At 54.5% G+C, this 21,111-nt stretch carries 18 protein-coding genes; 14 read left to right on the top strand and 4 right to left on the bottom strand.

The window, feature by feature from the left end:
• Positions 1-36: 36 nt before the first annotated feature.
• Positions 37-765, bottom strand: coding sequence for a DUF481 domain-containing protein (locus ACT3TF_RS06290; protein ID WP_444672019.1), 729 nt, complete (start codon positions 763-765; stop codon positions 37-39).
• A gap of 142 nt (positions 766-907) precedes the next feature.
• Here ACT3TF_RS06290 and ACT3TF_RS06295 point away from each other — a divergent pair, with 142 nt between their 5' ends.
• From ACT3TF_RS06295 to ACT3TF_RS06360, 14 genes are all read left to right on the top strand, one after another.
• Positions 908-2,587 carry an ATP-binding protein gene (locus ACT3TF_RS06295; protein WP_441686703.1) on the top strand — a complete coding sequence of 560 codons (1,680 nt, stop codon included), beginning with the start codon at positions 908-910 and terminating at the stop codon, positions 2,585-2,587.
• A 110-nt stretch (positions 2,588-2,697) separates the two neighbouring features.
• A complete protein-coding gene (locus ACT3TF_RS06300; protein ID WP_444671809.1) occupies positions 2,698-3,435 on the top strand; it encodes a response regulator in 738 nt (245 codons plus the stop codon).
• 478 nt (positions 3,436-3,913) lie between these two features.
• Positions 3,914-5,242 (top strand): CitMHS family transporter, encoded by a 1,329-nt coding sequence (locus ACT3TF_RS06305; RefSeq protein WP_441686701.1) that lies wholly within the window; start codon positions 3,914-3,916, stop codon positions 5,240-5,242.
• Between the two features lie 273 nt (positions 5,243-5,515).
• Positions 5,516-6,514, top strand: a complete 999-nt coding sequence (locus ACT3TF_RS06310; RefSeq protein WP_444671810.1) for a Bug family tripartite tricarboxylate transporter substrate binding protein — start codon at positions 5,516-5,518, stop codon at positions 6,512-6,514.
• 138 nt (positions 6,515-6,652) lie between these two features.
• Positions 6,653-7,135: a tripartite tricarboxylate transporter TctB family protein gene (locus ACT3TF_RS06315; RefSeq protein WP_441686699.1), complete on the top strand. Its 483-nt coding sequence runs from the start codon at positions 6,653-6,655 to the stop codon at positions 7,133-7,135.
• Positions 7,136-7,188: 53 nt separating this feature from the next.
• On the top strand, positions 7,189-8,682 hold the full coding sequence (locus ACT3TF_RS06320; protein ID WP_444671811.1) for a tripartite tricarboxylate transporter permease: 1,494 nt from the start codon (positions 7,189-7,191) through the stop codon (positions 8,680-8,682).
• Between the two features lie 507 nt (positions 8,683-9,189).
• The gene (gene urtA, locus ACT3TF_RS06325) at positions 9,190-10,479 is read left to right on the top strand and encodes an urea ABC transporter substrate-binding protein (RefSeq protein WP_444672020.1); all 1,290 of its coding nucleotides are present in this window, start codon (positions 9,190-9,192) and stop codon (positions 10,477-10,479) included.
• A gap of 87 nt (positions 10,480-10,566) precedes the next feature.
• Positions 10,567-12,177, top strand: coding sequence for an urea ABC transporter permease subunit UrtB (gene urtB / locus ACT3TF_RS06330; RefSeq protein ID WP_096277239.1), 1,611 nt, complete (start codon positions 10,567-10,569; stop codon positions 12,175-12,177).
• 3 nt (positions 12,178-12,180) lie between these two features.
• On the top strand, positions 12,181-13,344 hold the full coding sequence (gene urtC / locus ACT3TF_RS06335) for an urea ABC transporter permease subunit UrtC (RefSeq protein ID WP_096277241.1): 1,164 nt from the start codon (positions 12,181-12,183) through the stop codon (positions 13,342-13,344).
• A complete protein-coding gene (urtD, locus tag ACT3TF_RS06340) occupies positions 13,341-14,177 on the top strand; it encodes an urea ABC transporter ATP-binding protein UrtD (RefSeq protein ID WP_444671812.1) in 837 nt (278 codons plus the stop codon). Before urtC ends, urtD begins: the two co-directional genes overlap by 4 nt.
• Positions 14,177-14,887 carry an urea ABC transporter ATP-binding subunit UrtE gene (urtE, locus tag ACT3TF_RS06345; protein WP_444671813.1) on the top strand — a complete coding sequence of 237 codons (711 nt, stop codon included), beginning with the start codon at positions 14,177-14,179 and terminating at the stop codon, positions 14,885-14,887. The genes urtD and urtE overlap by 1 nt, the downstream gene beginning before the upstream one ends.
• 158 nt (positions 14,888-15,045) lie before the next feature.
• Complete coding sequence (locus ACT3TF_RS06350) at positions 15,046-15,390, top strand: hypothetical protein (protein WP_096277247.1); 345 nt, start codon at positions 15,046-15,048, stop codon at positions 15,388-15,390.
• Positions 15,391-15,512: 122 nt separating this feature from the next.
• Positions 15,513-15,953: a copper chaperone PCu(A)C gene (locus ACT3TF_RS06355; RefSeq protein ID WP_096277250.1), complete on the top strand. Its 441-nt coding sequence runs from the start codon at positions 15,513-15,515 to the stop codon at positions 15,951-15,953.
• 27 nt (positions 15,954-15,980) lie between these two features.
• A complete protein-coding gene (locus ACT3TF_RS06360) occupies positions 15,981-16,559 on the top strand; it encodes an SCO family protein (RefSeq protein WP_096277252.1) in 579 nt (192 codons plus the stop codon).
• Positions 16,560-16,662: 103 nt separating this feature from the next.
• Here the strand turns inward: ACT3TF_RS06360 and ACT3TF_RS06365 are convergent, their stop codons facing one another.
• The 3 genes from ACT3TF_RS06365 to ACT3TF_RS06375 all read right to left on the bottom strand — a co-directional run bounded on the left by ACT3TF_RS06365 (position 16,663) and on the right by ACT3TF_RS06375 (position 20,997).
• Positions 16,663-18,024 (bottom strand): PepSY-associated TM helix domain-containing protein, encoded by a 1,362-nt coding sequence (locus tag ACT3TF_RS06365; RefSeq protein WP_444671814.1) that lies wholly within the window; start codon positions 18,022-18,024, stop codon positions 16,663-16,665.
• Between the two features lie 107 nt (positions 18,025-18,131).
• Positions 18,132-18,590 carry a hypothetical protein gene (locus ACT3TF_RS06370; RefSeq protein ID WP_427046900.1) on the bottom strand — a complete coding sequence of 153 codons (459 nt, stop codon included), beginning with the start codon at positions 18,588-18,590 and terminating at the stop codon, positions 18,132-18,134.
• Positions 18,591-18,894: 304 nt separating this feature from the next.
• On the bottom strand, positions 18,895-20,997 hold the full coding sequence (locus tag ACT3TF_RS06375; RefSeq protein ID WP_275542730.1) for a TonB-dependent receptor: 2,103 nt from the start codon (positions 20,995-20,997) through the stop codon (positions 18,895-18,897).
• Positions 20,998-21,111 lie beyond the last annotated feature (114 nt).

The following is a 21,111-nucleotide window of genomic DNA, read 5'->3' on the forward strand; positions in this document are numbered from 1 at the left end:
TTGGTGCGTAAAAAAATCAGCCTGCACGCTTTTGGCTCACCAGCGGTAAAGAAGTGACGCACTCACGGTGCTGTCGGTACGCTCACTGGCATCGGCAGGCGGCTCGGAGTTGTGCTTGATTTCGTGTGACAGGCGTAACGAAAGCTTTGAGTTGAGTCGTGCGGTAAGCGCTGTTAGCGAGCGGGAAGTGATATTTTGCTCGGTATACTCCAATGACATTTCCTGCTGAAGATCTGCATAGTCAGAAAATCCCCAGCGGTAGTCGAGTGCGGTGTAGGCCACTGCCAGTCGATCGTTGTCGTCATCTCGCAAGCGGTCGTGTCGGTAGCCCGGGCCTGCTTCTAGCGACAGCGTATGAGCATCGGTCTCAAAAATCTGTCGGCCATAGCCGCCAACGACGGAGAGCTGCTGGTCATAGCCGGCAAAGCGGTCTTTTTCCCAGCGGGCGAATCCAAACAAATAGTGTGGGCCCTCTAAGTCATAGCGCTCGCGTCCGGCCACCAAATATTGCTCAGCGCTGGTTTCGTCATCCTTTGTCACGTTGCGGACTTCACCGCGCAGCGAATAGGTAAAGTTACCCGTTAGCCACGTTAACAGCGTTTTGCCAATAAGCGTTTGGCTGTCGGTGTTGCCTGAAAGGCGGGTAAAGCCGAGTTCAGCATCGCCACTGAACACCGGGGCGTCTTCTTTCGGCGCTGGTGGTGCATAGAACGGGCTGGCATACGCTGCTGTTAGCCACAATGGCCAGCAGGCCAGCAAGAGCATCCATCGAGTGATCGCCACAACGTCCCTCCTTGAGTAAGGCATTCAGCCATTATATCAGCGAACGATGACAGAAAGTGGCGACGTTCAACGTCGTTTGCCGGCGCGTGTCATAATGACGCTGTCACGTATTTTGAGCGTATCTATGACCATTTCTCGTCCCCGCACCTTAGCTGACCTACAGCGCTGGCGCCGTACTCGCGCCAGACGCAGCTGGTATAAACGCAGTTTTCGCCTTCAGGTAATGCTGTTAGTCGGGCTACTGCTAGCCGGCATGCTACTGGCACAGGGTACGTATCTCAATCATCGTAAGTCGGAAATTATTAGCCAGCAGATGGGCGAGCGGGCGCTGGCGGTAGCTAAAACGGTGGCGTCAATGCCGCAAATTATCAACGCGTTTGCTATTCCCGACCCGTCTTTCATTATTCAGCCGCTAGCAGAGCGCATTCGCCATGAAACGGGGGCGCGCTACGTGGTGGTTGGTGATGCGCAAAGCAGGCGCTACTCGCATCCGGTGCAGGAGCGGATTGGTGAGAAAATGGTGGGAGGAGACAACGACCAAGCGCTGATTTATGGTCAATTTTATGTCTCAGAGGCGACCGGCTCGTTGGGTACCGCCATGCGAGGAAAAGCCCCCATTTGGGATGAGGAGGGTAATATCATTGGCGTTGTTTCCGTCGGCTTTATGATGGATCGCGTCGCCATGGACGTCGGAAGATACACCAGCTTCGGCTGGTGGCTGGTCGGATTAATGATTTGCTTAGGGTTTGCCGGAGCTTACGGGCTGTCACAGCATCTTAAACGCGTGATTCTGGGGCTTGAACCCTATGAAATTGCCCGCTTAGCGATGGAAAAAGAGGCCATTTTGCAATCGATTCACGAGGGCGTGCTGGCGGTTAATCGTGAGGGTCATATCACCCTGGTTAATCAGCAGGCGCGGCGCTTTCTTAATCTAGACGATGCGCATGTGCTGCTCGGGCAGCCCATCCGCGGGGTGGTACCGAATTCTCGGCTTTTAGAAGTCCTCAAGCACGGCGAGCGGGAGTTTGATCAGGAGATGTGGCTAGGCGATCACCCAGTGGTGGTGAACCGAGTACCGATTCTGCATGAGGGCGAGATCGAGGGCGCGGTGGCGACCTTTCGTAGCCGCCGCGAGATCATTGATCTGTCTCAAGCACTGACCCAGGCAAGCCGCGACGTGGATATGCTGCGCGCTCAGGCGCATGAGTTTTCTAATAAGCTTTACACTATTTCGGGCTTGCTGCAGCTAAAGCGCACTGACGAGGCGCTGGCGCTGATCCACCAAGAAACGGAGCTCGCCCAGGCACAGATGAGCTTTTTAATGCGCCATGTGGCTGACGCCGTGCTTAGTGGCACGCTACTGGGTAAACTCACTCGGGCGCGGGAGCTTGGCGTGGTACTGGAAATCGACTCGCAAAGCTCGCTTTCTTGCCCGCTCACGCCTACCGGGCAAGAAGTCATGATGAGTGTGGTTGGCAACCTGCTAGATAACGCCTGCCATGCCGCGCTTAACGGGCCGAGTAAGGAGCCTAAAGTGCGCCTGTTTTTCACCGACCTAGGCGAGCAGCTGTTGATTGAGGTGGAAGATAACGGCCTAGGCGTTCCCGCTGAACTCGCAGAGTCGATTTTCCAAGATGGCTTTTCAACCAAAAACGGCAAGCACCAGGGCATTGGCTTAGCGCTCGTCGCAAGGCTGTGTCGTCAAAACGGAGGAGCAGTGACGCTAGAGGAAAGTGAGCTTGAGGGCGCGTGCTTTATCGCCGTGCTAGACCGCTCGCTGTGCGCCGCTTCCCGCACCGTATGAACGCAGCGCTTTGGGTCTAATCGACACAAATGAGCAACACCGGCGCCTGTTACCACCGCCACTACACATTGCCACTACAACAATGATGAAACATTGCTAGGGGAAAATGCATGTCTGCCAAGCAATACGGTATTTTGGTCATCGAAGATGATTTTCGCATTGCCGATATTCATAAAGCCTTTATTGAGCAAAGCGACGGTTTTTACGTCGTCGGTATGGCGCGAAATGGCAGTGAGGCTAAAGCGCTGATGGCCCAGTATGCCGATGATATTCATCTGATTTTGCTGGATGCCTACTTACCCGATGTAGAAGGGCTGGAGCTTTTATGGGCTATCCGGCGCGACTACGTGCATGTGGATATCGTGATGGTTACGGCAGCTCGTGAGGTGGAAACGATTAGCGAGGCGCTGCGCGGTGGGGTTTTTGATTATTTGATTAAGCCGATTGAAGCCGCCCGGATGAGCCAGATGCTCATTCGTTTTCGCCGTGAGCGCGAAGTGTTGGCCAACTACGCAGAGCTGAGCCAGGATGAATTGGATCACGTACTGGCCCGATTACAACCCAGTGGTGCGGGACGTTCGTCGCAGAAAACACGCGTGCTTCCCAAAGGTATTGATCGCCTAACCCTGCGTGCGGTGGTGGCTGCGCTTCAGGCATCATCTCAGCCTCAGGCTGCGATGCAGGTAGCGCGGGAGATGGGCACTAGCCGCTCCACGGCGCGCCGCTATTTAGAGTTTTTGGTTTCGGTGCAGCTGGTAAACGCCGAGCTGGGCTACGGCGATGTCGGCAGGCCCGAGCGCCGCTATCGTTTGGTCGGTGACGCCTTGCCTTGGTGTGAAGAGGAGTAGCGTCGCAAGAGAAGACGGGGCCGCGTGAACAAAATGCACACAACGCTCAAAATGAACTTTTTGTTCATTATGTTCATAACGTTGAGAGGCGTTGTGCCAATCCTTTAATGTGCGTTCAGCACGCCAGCTTAGTAATGATTTCTTCACAAGAAGAGCGCCATGATCGTCAGAATCCCTGACATTAAGGCGTTTTAAAGGGTCTGGACTGCCTCAGATGTTCCTGACTGGACCTAGTGTCACCCCCGAGGTGAATGCGCAGGATCCTTCCCATTTCAGCCAATTTCTAACGCTAGTCAATTCCTAGGGCGGGGAGAATACCCCGACTCAGTTATTAGCCAACCGACGCCTGTTGCTATGCACCTGGTGTGGCTGAGCGCGATGTGGCTCGTCAATAAGTCTATTGAGACTTAAGGCGGGCGCGTGTTCTGCGTTGCTAGGGATGATTAAGCTTAAGAATTAAAGAAAAGGTTAATGACGAATGAGCTTAAGTGTCATTGGTTTTATCACCATCATCGTTATCGTCGGCCTCCTTATTAGTGGGCGCGTTTCTCCTCTGGTGGCAATGGTTATTCCGCCGGTAATCGCAGCTTTTGCGGCAGGCTTTGATGCGACGGATCTAGGCGAGTTTTTTAGTGCGGGGCTAAGCTCCGTGATGAACGTCGCAGTAATGTTCATTTTCGCCATTATTTTCTTTGGAATCATGCAGGACACGGGGCTGTTTGAGCCGGTGATCAATAAGATGATCGCGCTATCGAGAGGCAATATTATTACCGTCGCTCTGATTACCGTGCTCATTGCCATGGTGGCTCAGTTAGATGGCTCCGGCGCATCCACATTCCTGATCACTATACCGGCACTATTGCCGCTCTATCTGCGGCTACGCATGAATCCTTACTTACTATTGCTGCTTATTGCAGGCTCTGCCTCCATTGTGAATATGGTGCCGTGGGGCGGGCCATTGGGGCGAGTGGCATCGGTACTTGATGTAGATGTCACCGAATTATGGTATCCACTAATTCAGATTCAGGCCATCGGCGTAGTGTTAATGCTGGCGCTGGCGGTTTTTATGGGAATTCTGGAAAAGCGCCGGATTTTAAGAACCTACGGCACGCTTCAGCCGGGCCAGGAGCATGACGAAGGCTCACTAACCCAAGGCGTGTTCTCAAATGATGTTGATGTCAGCCTGCTGCGACCAAAGCTGATCTGGGTTAATGCCATCATCGCTATTGCCGTCATCACGATTCTGGTTGCCGGTATATTGCCTGCGGGGTTGGCGTTCTTACTGGGTGTCGCTGTGGCGCTGCTGGTGAACTATCGTACGCCTAAAGAGCAAATGGCGCGCATTCAAGCGCATGCGCCGAGTGCCTTAACAATGGCCTCTATCATTATCTCCGCTGGCCTGTTCCTGGGAGTCTTGAACGGTACGGGCATGTTAAATGCCATCGCCAATGATGTGGTGACGGTGCTACCGAGCGCCTTCTCCGACTATCTGCATATTATTATTGGGGTGCTGGGTGTGCCGTTGGACTTGCTGCTTAGTACGGATGCCTACTACTTCGCTCTGTTCCCTGTGGTAGAACAAATCGGTCTCTCCTTTGATATCGACTCGTATTCAACAGCCTATGCCATGGTCATTGGTAACATCGTGGGCACCTTCGTATCTCCCTTGGCTCCCGCCGTGTGGCTGGCGCTAGGGCTCTCCGGTCTAGAGATGCACAAGCACTTGCGCTACTCGTTCTTCTGGATGTGGGGGTTGAGTATTGTACTATTGATGTGTGCTGTTTTACTCGGCGTGATAGCCGTTTGATCCAAGGATGCTTCACGGCTAAGCTGAATTTGGGAAGCCGGTAGCAATGGAAGGCGGCGCATTATGGAAGATGCGCCGTCACAACGTTAATGCGCGGTTAAGGCGAGTGAGCACAATGAACAAAATGCCCATAAAGAACTTTTTGTCTTTTATGCGCATAAGCTTGTCGGTCAGGGGCACGGTCTTCTAACGTTCGCGACGTGTCATCACATAATAAGACCAATATTTATACAAATAACCATACAACAACACTGAGATCTGGAGAACGCCATCATGACCTCGCTTACTCTTAAGCGCTTATCTGTATTTGCTCTACCACTAGCCGCATTTGCTGGAATGACGACCGCCGCACAGGCGCAAGAGTGGACACCAAGCCGCTCTATTGAATTCGTCGCGCCAGCTAATCCGGGCGGTGGTTGGGACACGCTTGCCCGCACCATGTCGCGGGTGATCCAGCAAGAAGGTCTGGCCGATGAAAGCTTCGCCGCGATCAACGTACCCGGCGGTGGCGGTGCCGTCGCCTGGGCACAAGTGGCGCGCGACGCCGGCAATCCGCACAAGCTATTTGCGACCAGCCCACCGATGATTTTGGTGCCGCTGGCAGGCGCCTCACGCTATGACCACACAGACTTTACCCCGGTCGCTAGAATTAATACCGACTACTCGATCATTCTGGTCGCGGCAGACTCTGAGTATCAAACGCTGGAAGATCTGTTTGCGGCTCTTAAAGAGAACCCCCGTTTGAGTGTTGGCGGTGGTAGTGCACCGGGTTCGATGGATCATATCTCTGTGGCAGGTTTGGCCTCAGCGGCGGGTATTGATGCTGCGGACATCAACTATATTCCGTTTTCGGGCGGCGGCGATGCCATGACTAACCTGATGGGTGGCCATATTGAAGCGGTCATCACCGGTGCTGGCGAGTCAGTTGGCCAATTGGGTGAAGGTAGCCAGCTCCGCGCGCTGGGTGTTTCCTCTGAAGAGCGCTTGGGTGGCGGCTTAGCCGACGTACCTACCTACCAGGAACAAGGCTACGACTACACCTTCGATATCTGGCGCGGCATCATGGGCACGCCGGATATGCCTGAAGAAGCTGTGGCTTACTACGAAGATCTGTTCGCTGAAATGCTTGAAACCGACGCCTGGCGTGAAGCGAGCGACCAGCTGGGCTGGATCGACGCCTACCAAAACAGCGAAGAATTTGGTGCCTTCCTGGATCAGCAGCAAGAGCAGTTCAGCGGTGTGCTGAGTGAGCTTGGTTTGCTGCGCCAGTAATCCTACTCCTGTATAACCCAGCCGCCTAAGTGCGGCTGGGGCACCCCTGTTGTTAACCACTTGTTTTTTCTTAAAAAACCGTGACTAAAACGGGTTGTTAACGACAGTCGGTGCGTTGGCTCCTTCGGAGAGATTCCTATGACTCGTTTAAATACCAATCAGTGGTTAGCGCTGATATTGGCGCTATTGGCTGTCGCCTACATCGCGATGGCATGGCAAATCCCGACTTTCCCGCTACCGCGGCCGGTCGATTCAGACCTGTTTCCCAAAGTATTAGGATTTTCTTTATTGATCCTGTCGGGCTTTCTGTTCTTTGAGAAGCCTACGCCGATTGCCGGTGCTGACGAAATTGATCAAGAGGCACAACAAGGGCCGCTGCTATTAACGCCCTGGGCACGAGTCATCGTGACCTCGCTGGCAATTGCCGCCTATGCATTTTTACTGGTACCGATTGGCTTCGTGCTCGCCTCGACGCTGCTTTGCGTGGGTTTAACGGCTTACTACGGCTACCGCCGCCATACGGTTAACCTCGCTACGTCACTGGGGGTGGTGTTAGCGCTTTATCTCACCATGACGCGAGTGATGGACGTCTATCTACCCACTGGCGTGCTGCCTTTCTAAACCAGCCGTTTTAGTCGAAATTAAGCTAGCAGGTCTTTAAGAGAGTAATTCCCATGGATGCCTTCAATAATCTGATGTACGGCTTTGGCATCGCGCTTGAGCCGATCAATATCGCTTACGTGTTTGCTGGCGTATTCGCCGGCACTATTATCGGCATGCTGCCGGGCTTAGGCCCTATCAGCGCACTTGCCCTTATGATTCCTATTACCTTTGCCATGGAGCCTTCGTCAGGTTTAATTTTAATGGCGGGGGTTTATTACGGCGCCATCTTCGGCGGCTCTACGTCTTCGATACTGCTCAACGCCCCCGGCGTGGCGGGCACGGTGGCGACCTCTTTTGATGGCTACCCGATGGCTAAAAAAGGGCAAGCGGGCAAAGCGCTGGCGATTGCCGCCTACGCTTCCTTTATCGGCGGCACTGTTTCCGTTATTTTCTTAATGCTGATCGCACCGCTGTTGTCGAAAGTGGCCGTCAGCTTTGGCCCTTCTGAGTACTTTGCACTGATGGTGCTGGGCTTAACCGCCGTGGTCTCGCTGTCGGATAAGTCTCTGGTCAAAGGGCTCATTGCCGCCGTGGTTGGGGTGATTATCTCGATTGTGGGTATCGATATGCAGACCGGCACCGAGCGCTATACGTTTGGCTCCATTCAGCTTCTCGATGGCATTGATTTCCTTGTCGTAGCGCTGGGTATTTTCGCGCTTGCCGAGGTGTTTTATATGCTGCTGCGCGGCGGCGGTGGCAAAGAAGTGCCGCGCAATGCGATTGGCTCGCTGAAGTTGACTCGCAGTGAAGTAAAAGAGATCGCTGGCCCCATTGGCCGTAGCTCGGTACTGGGTTTCTTTACCGGCGTACTGCCAGGTGCGGGCGCAACCATCGGCTCATTTTTGGGCTACAGTATGGAAAAGCGTATTGCTAAAGATGGCCACACCTTTGGACAGGGCAATATCAAGGGCGTTGCGGCACCAGAAGCCGCCAATAACGCTGCTTGTACCGGCTCCTTTGTACCGCTATTAACGCTAGGCGTGCCGGGCTCGGGTACTACCGCGGTGCTACTGGGTGCGCTGCTGGTAATGGGCGTGAACCCTGGCCCCATGATGCTTGAGCAGCGCCCGGACGTGTTCTGGAGCGTGGTTGCCAGTATGTATATTGGCAATATCTTCCTGCTGGCGCTTAACCTGCCGCTGATTCCCTATATCGCCAAAATTCTCGATATGCCCCGCCCATTGCTGTTATCGCTCATCCTAATCTTCTGCATGATCGGCGTTTACGGCATGAGCTTCAGCGTGTTTGATCTGCTGCTGCTGTTGGGCTTTGGCTTGGTTGGCCTGGGAATGCGTCTGTTTGGTTTCCCGGCGGCGCCGCTAATCCTGGCGCTGATTTTGGGTAATATCATGGAAGAGTCCATGCGTCGTGCGCTGCAAATCTCGGGTGGCGATTGGACAACGTTCGTCGATAAGCCGATTGCGCTGGGGCTGCTGCTGGTTGCCTTACTATCGCTTGGCTTACCGCTACTGAAAAAACGCCGCAAGAAACGTACCGCTATGTAACTCATTAGTGGGGTGTTTTGGATGATTAATAAGGAGTCTTGGGGATACCCAGGCTCCTTTTTTGTATCTCACGCTTTTGTCGGTTTTGTAATCAAATGGTGAGCTTAGCATTGCTGTTGTGTGTCGACGCCCGACAATTACCCGATTGGTGCACAGGGTTTTATTGGTGCATTGATAGCGTGCTTAAGCTCAGGCGTCGTGCTTAATGTTGGTGCATTCGGCTAGACTATGGTTTTTTATAATATCAATAAGTCATTGAATAAATGGCTGTAAATAAGTGTTGTGCCAATCTGGCGCACCCCTTGCAGGTGTTAATGGCTAGTGGACGTATTGGGGGAACTAACATCGCAGCCCTAAATGCGACGCCAATTAACAAGCCCCACACATAAGGGGTGCAAGGAGGTTCAAGTGATCACATTGCCATACAACACAAGCGCTCGCTCGACACACCTGAGCGCAACCCGCTCGCCGGGTCGCTTTGCGCTCGCCTTGCTAGCCGCTGTCGTGATGGGGGCCAGTGCTCAGGCCATCGCTCAAGATGCTGATCAGAGCGAAGATCCGATTAAGGTCGGCATTCTACATTCGCTCTCCGGCACTATGGCGATCAGTGAGACCGTTCTTAAAGACACCGTCGAAATGTTGATTGAACAGCAGAACGAAGCGGGTGGCCTGCTGGGTCGCCAGCTAGAGGCCGTTGTCGTCGACCCCGCTTCTAACTGGCCGCTGTTTGCTGAACGCGCCCGTGAGCTGCTGGCTCAGGAAGAAGTTGACGTTATTTTCGGTAACTGGACCTCGGTTTCCCGTAAAGCGGTGCTGCCCGTCGTGGAAGAACTCAACGGCCTGCTTTTCTACCCGGTGCAGTACGAAGGTGAGGAGTCCTCAGAAAATGTCTTCTACACCGGCGCGGCGCCTAACCAGCAGGCGATTCCTGCCGTTGAGTATCTGATCAACGAAGTGGGTATCGAACGCTTCGCGCTGATCGGCACCGACTACGTGTATCCGCGCACGACTAACCGGATTCTTGAGGCGTTTCTCAAAGATGAGTATGGCATCGCCGACGAAGACATCATGGTCAATTACACGCCATTCGGTCATTCCGATTGGCAGAATATCGTGTCTGAGCTGAGCCGTTTTGGCGAAGAGGGTAAGCGTACCGCCGTCATCTCAACGATTAATGGCGATGCCAACGTGCCGTTCTACACCGAGCTTGCTAACCAGGGCATCGATGCCGCCGATATTCCGGTCATCGCCTTCTCCGTGGGCGAACAGGAGCTTACCGGTATCGATACGGGCCCGCTAGTGGGTCATTTAGCCGCTTGGAACTACTTCATGAGCGTCGATAATGATGACAACTATGACTTTATCGATGCCTGGATCGACTACACCGGCGACGAAGAGGCAGTGACGAATGACCCGATGGAAGCACACTACATTGGGTTTAATATGTGGGCAGAAGCGGTTCGTAAAGCAGGCACCACCGATGTCGACAGCGTAAAAGATGCGATTATTGGCGTGACGGTGCCGAATCTATCCGGTGGCTACGCGGCGATGATGCCCAACCATCACATCACCAAGCCGGTGCTGATTGGTGAAATTCAAGACAACGGCCAGTTTGATATTGTCTGGCAGACGCCGTCTACCGTGGCAGGCGATGCTTGGTCGGATTACCTACCCGGTTCGCGTGATCTGATTGCCGATTGGCGCAAGCCGATGGAATGCGGCAACTTTAACGTCGTTAACGGCTCGTGCGGCGGCAGTACCGCCGTAGAAGAAGCCGAAGCGGCCCTCGCAGAATAACGATGATTTCCCTCTACGCCTGACTGAAAAGTGAGGCGTAGAGGAGCACGCTACCTTTCCCTCTCAGATAACCAAAGGAAGAACCCCATGAGGCGTTTCCTTTCCTTAGGGCTACTGTGCCTGCTGTTGTTGAGCATCACAGTCACCTCGCAAGCCCAAACGAGTTCTACAGCTAACGCTGACGCCGCCGCCCTTGAGCTGCTAGAAGCGCTGAACGTTAAATCATATAGCGCTAAAGGCGACGCCATCACCGCTATTTTGCAAAGCGATGATGAGCGCGCCCGCGATTGGCTGCAGGCGCTATTGGATGGCCGCTTACAGAGTACCGACGATGGCAGAATAGTGCTGGTGCTCGACAACAGCGGCCGCGAGTGGCCGGTTGCCGATGTACTAACGGGCGAAGCGCTGGGCCAGATGTCGCGCCGCGACTTAGATCGTATCGGCATAAATAACGCGCTGCGCAATCAGCTGCGTAGCGCCATCGCCGTGGTTGACCTTTACTCGCCTAACATTGAGCGTCGTCGCCACTCGGCAGAACGGCTATTGGGCGAAGTGGATGAAACGCTGGCCGAGCCGCTCAGTGAGCTGATTGCCGGCGAGCAGGATAGCCAGGTTGTCCGCAGGCTTTCCCAAGCGTTAGCGATCTACCAAGTGGAAAGCGGTGAGCTGGCGGGCGTTGAAGCGCTGCGTGGCAGTCTGCATCCTCGCGCCCGAGTCGCGCTAAGCCGCGCCGTGAACGGAGATGACCCCATTGTGGCAGACGCAGCGGCGAGCGCTTTGGGCAGCATTGAACAAAATCTCAAGATTAATCGTGGCTTGGAAACGCTCTACTTCGGTTTAAGTCTCGGCTCGGTACTAGTGCTGGCAGCGATAGGCCTGGCGATTACCTTTGGCGTCATGGGCGTGATCAATATGGCCCACGGTGAGCTGATGATGCTGGGCGCTTATACCACCTGGGGAATGCAGCAGCTGCTGCCCGGCCAGCCGGGGCTGGCGCTGATTCTTGCTATTCCTGCGGGCTTTATGGTCGCAGCGCTGGCGGGTATTGCCATCGAGCGCGGCGTTATTCAGTTTTTAAAAGGCCGCCCGCTGGAAACCTTGCTGGCGACCTTCGGTATCAGCTTGATTCTACAGCAACTGGTGCGCACCGTTATTTCACCGCTTAACCGTACGGTGATTACCCCTGAGTGGATGAGCGGCTCTTTAGTGATCAATGATGCGCTGTCTCTCACGCTTAACCGTATGGTGGTGCTCGGTTTTGCGCTGGTGGTGTTTGCGGCGCTGATGCTGATTATGCGCCGCACACGGCTAGGGCTTGATGTGCGCGCCGTGACGCAAAATAGGGCCATGGCCCGCTCGATGGGCATTCGCGCTACCCGTGTCGATATTATGACCTTCGCACTGGGTTCGGGCGTGGCCGGTTTGGCAGGTGTCGCGCTTTCCCAGTTGACCAACGTCGGCCCTAACCTGGGGCAAAACTACATCATCGACTCCTTTATGGTGGTGGTGTTTGGCGGCGTCGGCAATCTGTGGGGAACGCTGGTGGCGGGCCTCTCGCTGGGGATTATTAATCAGGTATTAGAACCTTGGGCGGGCGCAGTGCTGGCCAAAATTATCGTCTTGGTCTTTATCATCCTATTCATTCAAAAACGCCCGCGTGGACTCTTCCCGCAGAAGGGCCGGGCTGCGGAGGGCTAAACGATGTCATTGACGACCGAATCATCGACCAATTTTTGGCTAACACGTCCGTTCAGCGAGCGCTCTACGCAGATTTTTTTAGGCGTGCTGGTCGCTGCGCTGGCGTTAGTCACGCTGCTACATGTGGCGATACCGCCGGAAAACCCGCTGCATATTGGCGCGTATACGGTCAATTTGTTCGGCAAGTACCTAAGCTATGCGCTGCTAGCGGTGGCAGTAGATTTAGTGTGGGGCTATCTGGGTATTTTGAGCCTGGGGCACGGTGCGTTTTTTGCTATTGGCGGCTACGCCATGGGCATGTACCTGATGCGCCAAATAGGTGATCGGGGTACCTACGGCCACCCGGTGCTGCCGGACTTTATGGTGTTTTTAAACTGGGACAGCCTGCCGTGGTTCTGGCAGGGCTTCGACATGGCCTGGTTTGCCTTTGCCATGGTGCTCTTGGCCCCCGGGCTGCTGGCGTTAGTGTTTGGCTTCTTGGCGTTTCGCTCGCGAGTGACCGGCGTTTACCTGTCGATCATTACCCAGGCGTTAACGTTTGCCTTAATGCTGGCGTTCTTTCGCAATGAGATGGGGTTTGGCGGTAACAATGGCTTAACCGACTTCCGCGAGCTGCTGGGATACAACCTGCGCAACAACGATACGCGCCTGGGCCTGTTTATCGCCACCGGGGTTGCGCTGGCGCTGGGCTATATTCTGTGCCGTGCCATAGTGACCAGCAAACTGGGCCGGGTCAGTATCGCTACGCGTGATGCCGAAGCACGTACGCGCTTTCTTGGCTACCGAGTCGAGCGCTTTCAGCTGTTTGTGTTTGTGGTGTCGGCGATGTTGGCAGGCTTGGCGGGGGCACTCTATGTGCCGCAGGTAGGGATCATTAATCCCAGCGAGTTTTCACCCATTTTCTCTATCGAAATTGTGCTGTGGGTGGCCCTAGGCGGTCGCGCTACGCTTTATGGCGCGGTGATCGGCGCTATTTTAGTCAACTACGCCAAAACGTTTTTTACCGGCGTCATGCCGGATGCGTGGCTGTTTGCGCTAGGGGCGATGTTTGTATTGGTCACGGTATTTCTGCCCAAGGGTGTGGCGGGGCTGTTTCGCCATATCAAGCGGCGTAAGCGCGACGATAATAGCGCCAAACCCACCGCGCCCAAGGAGGCTTCCGCATGAGCTTGCTGCAATCGCTAACTCAGCGTGATCGGGTGTTCGACTTTATGGCGCCGCAGGATTCACCGGTGGATGTGCGCCATGGTCCTATCCTGTATATGGAGGATGTCACCGTTAGCTTCGATGGCTTTAAAGCGATCAATAACCTCAATTTGACCATTGATGATGGCGAGCTGCGCTGCATTATCGGCCCTAACGGCGCAGGTAAAACCACCATGATGGATATTATTACCGGTAAAACTCGCCCTAATAGCGGCAGCGTTTGGTTTGGCAGCCGCCATAACCTGCTTAATATGAACGAGCCAGATATCGCAAGCTTAGGCATTGGGCGCAAGTTTCAAAAGCCCACGGTGTTTGAAGCGCTCTCGGTGTTTGAAAACCTGGAGCTTGCCATGTCGGCGGACAAGCGCATTTTTCCCACGCTCACCGCCCGCATGACCGGTGAGATTAAAGACCGCATCGATGAAGTGCTGGAAACCATCGGCTTGACGGCGCTACGCCACCAGCCCGCGGGTATCCTTTCCCACGGCCAGAAGCAGTGGTTAGAGATCGGCATGCTATTAATGCAGCGCCCGCGCTTACTGCTGGTGGACGAGCCAGTCGCCGGCATGACCGAGCAGGAGATGGAGCGCACCGCCGAACTGCTCACGGGGCTTGCTGGCAAGCAGTCCGTGGTCGTCGTGGAACATGATATGGGGTTTGTGCGCTCGATTGCCCGCCAAGTCACCGTATTGCATCAGGGCAGCGTGCTGGCGGAAGGCACCATGGACCAGGTATCCAGTGACCCCAAAGTGATCGAAGTGTATTTGGGTGCTGATGATGAGGAGCCCGCCTGATGCTAGCCATTGAAAAGCTCAACCAGTTTTATGGCGAAAGCCACACCCTTTGGGATTTAGACCTTGATGTGCCCGCCGGCCAGTGTACTTGCGTGATGGGCCGCAACGGCGTGGGTAAAACCACGTTATTGAAAGCAGTGATGGGCGAAGTCGCGGTGAAAAGCGGTGCGTTACGCTACACAAGCGGAGAGGCGGGTGAGATCGAGCTAACCCAAAAAGCCGTGGAAGCGCGTTCGCGCCTGGGGATTGGCTATGTGCCCCAGGGACGGCAGATTTTTCCGCTACTGACCGTGGAAGAGAACCTGCGCACCGGCTTAGCGGCGCGTCGGGACGGGCTGAAGAAAATCCCCGAACGGATATACGAGCTGTTCCCCGTGCTGAAAGAAATGAAACACCGGCGTGGCGGCGACCTTTCCGGTGGCCAACAGCAGCAGCTCGCCATCGGCCGCGCGCTGGTGATTGCACCCCAACTGCTCATTTTGGATGAGCCGGGGGAGGGCATTCAGCCCAATATCGTCGCGCAAATTGGCCAGGTTATTCGTCAGTTGATCAATGAGGATGGTTTGACGGTGCTACTGGTCGAACAGAAGCTGCCCTTCGCCCGCAAGTACGCCGACCGTTTCGTGATCATGGACCGCGGTCGGCCGGTCGCCAAAGGCGAGATCAGTGAGCTTTCTAACGCGCTGATTAAACAGCATTTGACGGTATAACATGCTGAACGAGGCCTTTGAAATAGTCTAGTAGCGCTCCATTGGGTGTGGCAGATTGGCGCAATTGGCCACTCTCAATGGATAAATAGGCCTGCAACCGCTAGAGTCATTGTCAATGACGTTAACCTCAATGCGGACTACTGTTTAAAAGCCCACTTATGCGTAAAAACCGTCCCTTCATACTGCTTGTCGCCATTCCCCTTACCGCCATTGTCATTTTGGGCGGGCTCATCTTTGGCAGTCAGGCGATGTCTGATCAAAACCAAGAAGGTGATATTCAGCGAGCATTAGCGACGGCGACAGCGCTTGAAACGCCTGATGACGTGGAGCTTCAGTATTTGCAGAGTGTTAACTATGGTTACGGTGTGTGCGGCCTGTACAAAACGCCGTCAGCAGAAAAAGGTTTTGCGCCCTTCTTTTATGACACGACTAACCACGACCTCGTGCTCGATATTAATTCGCGTCGATATAAGTCGAACTGTAGCCTTGGCTCTCTGTGTTAATAGCGCTTATTGACTAACGCTTGGTTAGACCATGACGGCATCCGCTGAGTTGTCAACGAGTGTCTAATCAGGCTAATACTTTGCTGTCCACAACTTAACGTTAACAATAAGGGGAAGTTAAAATGCTAAACATGCGTACTAAAGCGGTGTGGGGACTCTTAGCGTTAGCGCTGTCGGCAGGCAGTGTGCAGGCTGCTGAACCTGAAGTCACCGATGCGAGGCTGAGTCTATTGCCCGGCGACTCACCTGGTGCTGGCTACTTTAATATTACCAATACAAGTGATGAACCGCTCACCTTGGTGGGCGCAGAAAGCGCTGCGTTTCATATGACCGAAATGCACGTTAGCACCACTGAAAATGATATGGCACGCATGGAGTCTGTTGAAAAAGTCGACGTCGCGCCTGGTGAGAGTTTTGCCTTTGCTCCCAAAGGTTATCATCTTATGTTCATGCACAGAGCTGAACCGTTGGAGCAAGGCGATGAAGTGGATGTGCTGCTTCACTTTGAAAATCAGCCAGAGCTGCCGGTTACCTTCACCGTCGTTGCTCCCGGATCAATGTAAGACAGTTCTTGTGATGGATGTTTAGCGATGATTAAAAGGCTATGTTTGTTTATCGGGCTATTGTTGCTAGTAGGATGTAGCGACGAAAGTTGGCGCACTAACGACGTCTCCGACATGCTGCCGGAACTTGATTTTGATTTAGTCAATGAAGATAGCGAGGCCGTCGATGAAACAGCCTATGCCGATAAAGCCACGCTGGTTTACTTTGGCTTTACGAACTGCCCTGATGTTTGCCCTATCATGCTAGCAACCGTTGCATCAGCCATACGGCAATTGGAGGAGGGTGATCGGGACAATCTACAGGTGTTGTTTATTTCGGTTGATCCTGAGCGTGACACGCCCAGCGTGCTGCAAACATATACCGATGCGTTTGGGCCCGAGTTTATCGGCCTGACCGGCGACAGAGCGGATATAGACGCGGTCGCTAACCGATATCGTATTGCCTACGAATACGGCGAAAAGGATGAGCACGGCAACTATGAGGTCACTCACTCCAGCGCCGTTTTTGCGTTTGATCGCCACGGTAAAGCAAAATTCATGATCCGCGACAGTGATTCGATGACGTCTATTGTTGCTGACCTTAAGAACTTGGCTTCAGGCTCCTGATAATGCGTTTTTAACCACGCCAGACGTGGTTGCTAAGGCACATGTTGAAATACCTTCCGGCCCTTATGCTAGTGATAGCATAAGGGCCGGAGCGTTATTGAGCTTAGCCTAGTCGTTTTTCCTGTCTTGGACGCACAATTAGCCAATCAAGCAGCAGCATAACGATCAGCGACGCGCCGACAAGCGGAAATAGCAGACCACCGATTGCCAAAATGGCAATCAACCCCCGGAAAACGCGTTTATCAGCCGGTAGTGGCGGTACGCCCATCGCGCGCGAGGGACGGCGCTTCCACCACATCACGCCAGCCGATACCGCCAGCAAGATAATCGCCATACAGACGGCCAGAAACAGCAGCTGATTAAATAACCCAAACTGCTGGCCCATATGCACGTTAATGCCAAATTCCAGCCAGCGACCCATGGGCCCGTAGTCGGCGTAGCTCATGTCGATCAAGCGCTCGCCAGTGTACTGGTCCAGATGCACTACGCGCTGTTGGCTAAGATCATTGGGGTAGACCGAGCCGGAGTACACCCCGGTTTCCGTGGCCGGCAGGCTGACCGCATAGCCGTGATGCAATCCCAATTCATCGAAGATGGTGACAGCACCGTCAAGGCCAATGCTCGTTGTCTGGCTTGGCCACTGCGTGGATGTTGGAATTTGTGCCTGTTCGAGTGACCAGCTCGTCAGACTTTGCTCGTTTAAACGTGCCTCGGACATGGGCACTTCCACCCGTACACCGGCTGGATAGCCGAAATTGTTACCGTTAGCCCACTGATTAACCTGCGCGCCCCATACGCCTGACCAGGGCATGCCGGTAATGGCTAGAAAGACGATAAACCCGCCCACAAAAATACCCAGCACGGCATGCAGATCGCGCCAGAACACGCGTTTTTGGGGCTTGCCGCGCACGCTAATCACACCGCCCGCGCCTTTACGCCGTGGCCACCAAAGGTAAATGCCGGTGAGCACCAGCAGAATTGACCAGCCGCCGGCTATTTCAATCAGTTTGCGCGCCGTAGGGCCAAAGTATTTCAAACTGTGCAAATAGCGAACGGTCCACATTACCGTGCCGCGATCATCCAGCGCACCCAGCACATGGGCAGTATACGGGTCGACGTAAACCGCTAATCGCTCGCCCGCGGTTGTATTAACCGTGATTTCTGCCGAGCTTTCCGGCGTCGCGGGATCAGTGAATTTTACAGCGGTGCCGGGGTGTGCTGTCAGGGCCGCACTTACCAGCGAAGAGGGAGGGAGCGTCGCCTCTTGAACGGCCACGCGCTTCACGTCAGCGTGTATCAGTGCATCCAGTTCGTCTTTGAAAAGATATAGCCCGCCGGTGATCGCCAGGATAATCATAAAGGGCAACACTAAAAGACCGGCATAAAAATGCCAGCGCCAGACGGCGCGGTACAGGTCTAATGAGGCTTTGCGCCCAGCCTGTGGGGAAGAGGTAGTCGTCGACATCATCGTTTCCTGACGCGTTAGCTTGTTTCGCTAAGCGCCAATTGAATTTGCATAAGCAGCCGTCAGCCAAAAGCGATCTTTAGGCTGATAGGACGAAGAGAAATGGGCTATACAGGTTGCGAGAACGGCGGTGCGCGAGTAAGTGCGTGAGGGTAGGTATCACAGGACTGCGTGCCCTGAGCCGGTTGCGACAGCAGCCGTTCATGGGTGATGAACGCTTGCTGGCCGATCGCGGGAAGCAAGGCTTGGGTGGTCGGAAACTGCTGCCAGACAGCGCAGTAGCCACACTGATGAAACCAGTTAAATATTGGCTCTACTGTTTCAGCCTGGCCCGCATGATGGTGGTGGTCAGTGCTTGCTTGCGGCGCCGCGTGTTGATGATGGCCCCCGCCATGGTGACTAGATGGGTGGCTAGGTGGGTGGTGAGTGCCGTGATTAGCGTGATGTTGACCACCGGCTTGGTACTGCGAAATCAGCGGCCCGCCCAATAGGAGATGCATCGCCACAAACGCCATAAAAAGCGCCATGCGATACCAAAGAGTCCCTACTGAACGTGATAAATACATTTACTCGATACGCTTTGTTGGCCGTGTTGTGTTTTTTATATAGATTCTAGGATTTTAGCTGATGAGAGAGTGACAGTTGTGCGGTCAATTGCCACGTTGTGATAACCATTGCCAGGTAGGGAACTATTGGGCCGGGTTCGGAGTTGCCTGCAGTGCACCTGCGTCATGGGGCACAATGACGGTTGAAGTTATCCCCCTACGCCCGCTCGACGGGCGTAGGGGGGATGTTTTACGAGGTTAGTAGTGAAAATCAGTAGTGGACAACAGTAGCTGTTATGGCATCAGCATCGCTTGTTAAAGCTGTCTAGAAGTCCAGTGAGGCCGAAAACATAAAGGTGCGGGGGGCGCCTAATGCGAGGCTTGAGAGTTGAGGCATTGCCCAGTACGTTTTATCGGTCACATTGTTAACAGTGGCACGCAGTGTGAGTGGATAGCCGGAAAGGTTAGAGGCGTAGCGTGCGCCAACGTCATAAATAGTGTGTCCGGGGACTGATAGGGAGTTGTCACTATTAATGTACTGCTCTGACATTGCGGTGGCATTAGCGGTCAGTGTCAGCCCTGGTGCTGCGCGCAGATCCCATTCAGTGCCTAGCTTGGCTTGCAGGTTCGGTACGCCGGTTGCCTGATTACCTTGCTCTTCATCGCTCGCGGCGCGGGTGATTTCAGGATCGACATAGGCGATGCCACCCATCAGGCGCAGGTTGCTGATAGGAGTGCCGAAGAAGCTCCACTCTACTCCACGGTTCCGCTGCTCGCCCCCAACCGAGAAGGTATTGGTGACCAGATCGGTGTAGCTGCTGGGCCGCTTTATTTCATACAGGCTAAGCGTGTGTGAAAAATCACCCAGATCAAGCTTCACGCCAACCTCGTTCTGTTTAGTCGTGTAAGGCTCAAACACCTCACCCGCGTTAGCGGCACTCATAGGTGCTGTGGCCCCCTGACTGAGTCCCTCAATATAGTTGGCGTAGAGCGATACCTGGTCGGTGGCTCTGAAGAGTAGTGCTGCGGCGGGGGTGACCGCGCTTTCATCATAGCGGGAGATACGTTCGCCGGTTGCCACGCTGTAGGCATCGCTCACTACCTCCTGGCGTCGGGCGCCGAGCGTCAGTTGTATACGATCATCGGCAAACGAGAGCGTGTCTGCCAAGCCGTAGCTGTTTAAGCGTAGCTCTGTATGCATGATGTGCGGCGTGATGAATTCGGCAGCGGCGCCCCACTGCGGATCGTATAGGTTGGTGACCCAGTCCGCACCGGGGACAATTCTGCGGCCGTAGTCGTGCTGCTCATGCTCGTAATGGGTGGCATTGACGCTAATTGCGTGGCTGACGGCGCCGGTCTGGAAATGGCCGCGAAGCCCAACTTCCGCCGATGTTTTCTCGACATCGAAGGCGAGCTGACCAATGCTTGTGCGATAGTTGCCTTGATCATCAAGCACCTGGGCTAACATGGCACCGTTGTAGGTGTAGTTCGTTTCGCTTCGACCCATTGACGCGTACCCCATGATCTCGTCGGTAAAGTCGAATTCGCCACGCAATATGGCGCCCTTGTCTCGTGTGTCGGCAAAGGCCCAGTCCGGATTGATCAATGTATCGGAGTCGGGAGGCGTCGGAACTGCCAGGCCTGGGGCCAGGTTGATACCTCGAGCGGGGCCATCAATATGGTCGTCAGCACTGTACAAGTCAGCTGACAGTCGAGCTTGCTCACCGCGCCAGTCCAGCCCTAGAGAGCCCATTTGAACCCTTGGTTTCTGGTTGTCCACAGCACCCTCGCCGTCGCGGTATACGCCGTTAAAGCGAACGCCAAACTGCTGATCGTCACCCAGGCGTCGGCCGACATCAAGGTGCCCGCCAAGCTGAGCGTCGGACATATACGTGGTGGTGAAACGCGTCAGCGGTTCATCGCCAGCCCGCTTGGGAACCAGGTTAATGGCTCCACCAACGGAGCCACCTGGTGGCATCCCGCTGAGTAGTGCCGAAGGCCCCTTGAGCACCTCGATGCGCTCGAACATTTCTGGGGACGTGCGGTAGTAAGGGGCCATACCGGCCAGACCGCCGAACGTTACGTCACGTGTGCTGACGTCAAAACCACGGATCGAGTAGGTTTCGCTCCAGGCACTGGTGACGCCGTTGCTGAAGACACTCGGATCAGTCGCTGCAATCACATCGGTAATATTCTGAGCTTGTTGATCCTGGATGAAGCGGTCCGTATAGCTGATGGTATTGAAAGGCGTCTCCATAAAGTCTTTATTACCCAGAAAACCAGCCCTATTGCTGTAGGTGACTTGGCCGCCGGAATACGTATCGTTAACGGATGTCGCTTCTCCGTGTACGGTGATAGGGGCTAGGGCAGTACTACTGCGGGTCTCGGTCTCCTGGGCCTGTGCTAGAGCTTGTGAGGAAAGCAGCATGGCAGCACTCGCGCTCAGCGCCAGCGGAAAGGCGCTCCTGACGAGCGATAAAGGGCTTGAGCAAGAGGCGCAATGTGGCGCTCTCGTCGGCTGTAGGGGGCGGTGGTGGCAACG

The sequence above is a fragment of the Halomonas sp. AOP25-F1-15 genome, from assembly GCF_052378675.1.
GTDB lineage: Bacteria > Pseudomonadota > Gammaproteobacteria > Pseudomonadales > Halomonadaceae > Vreelandella > Vreelandella casei.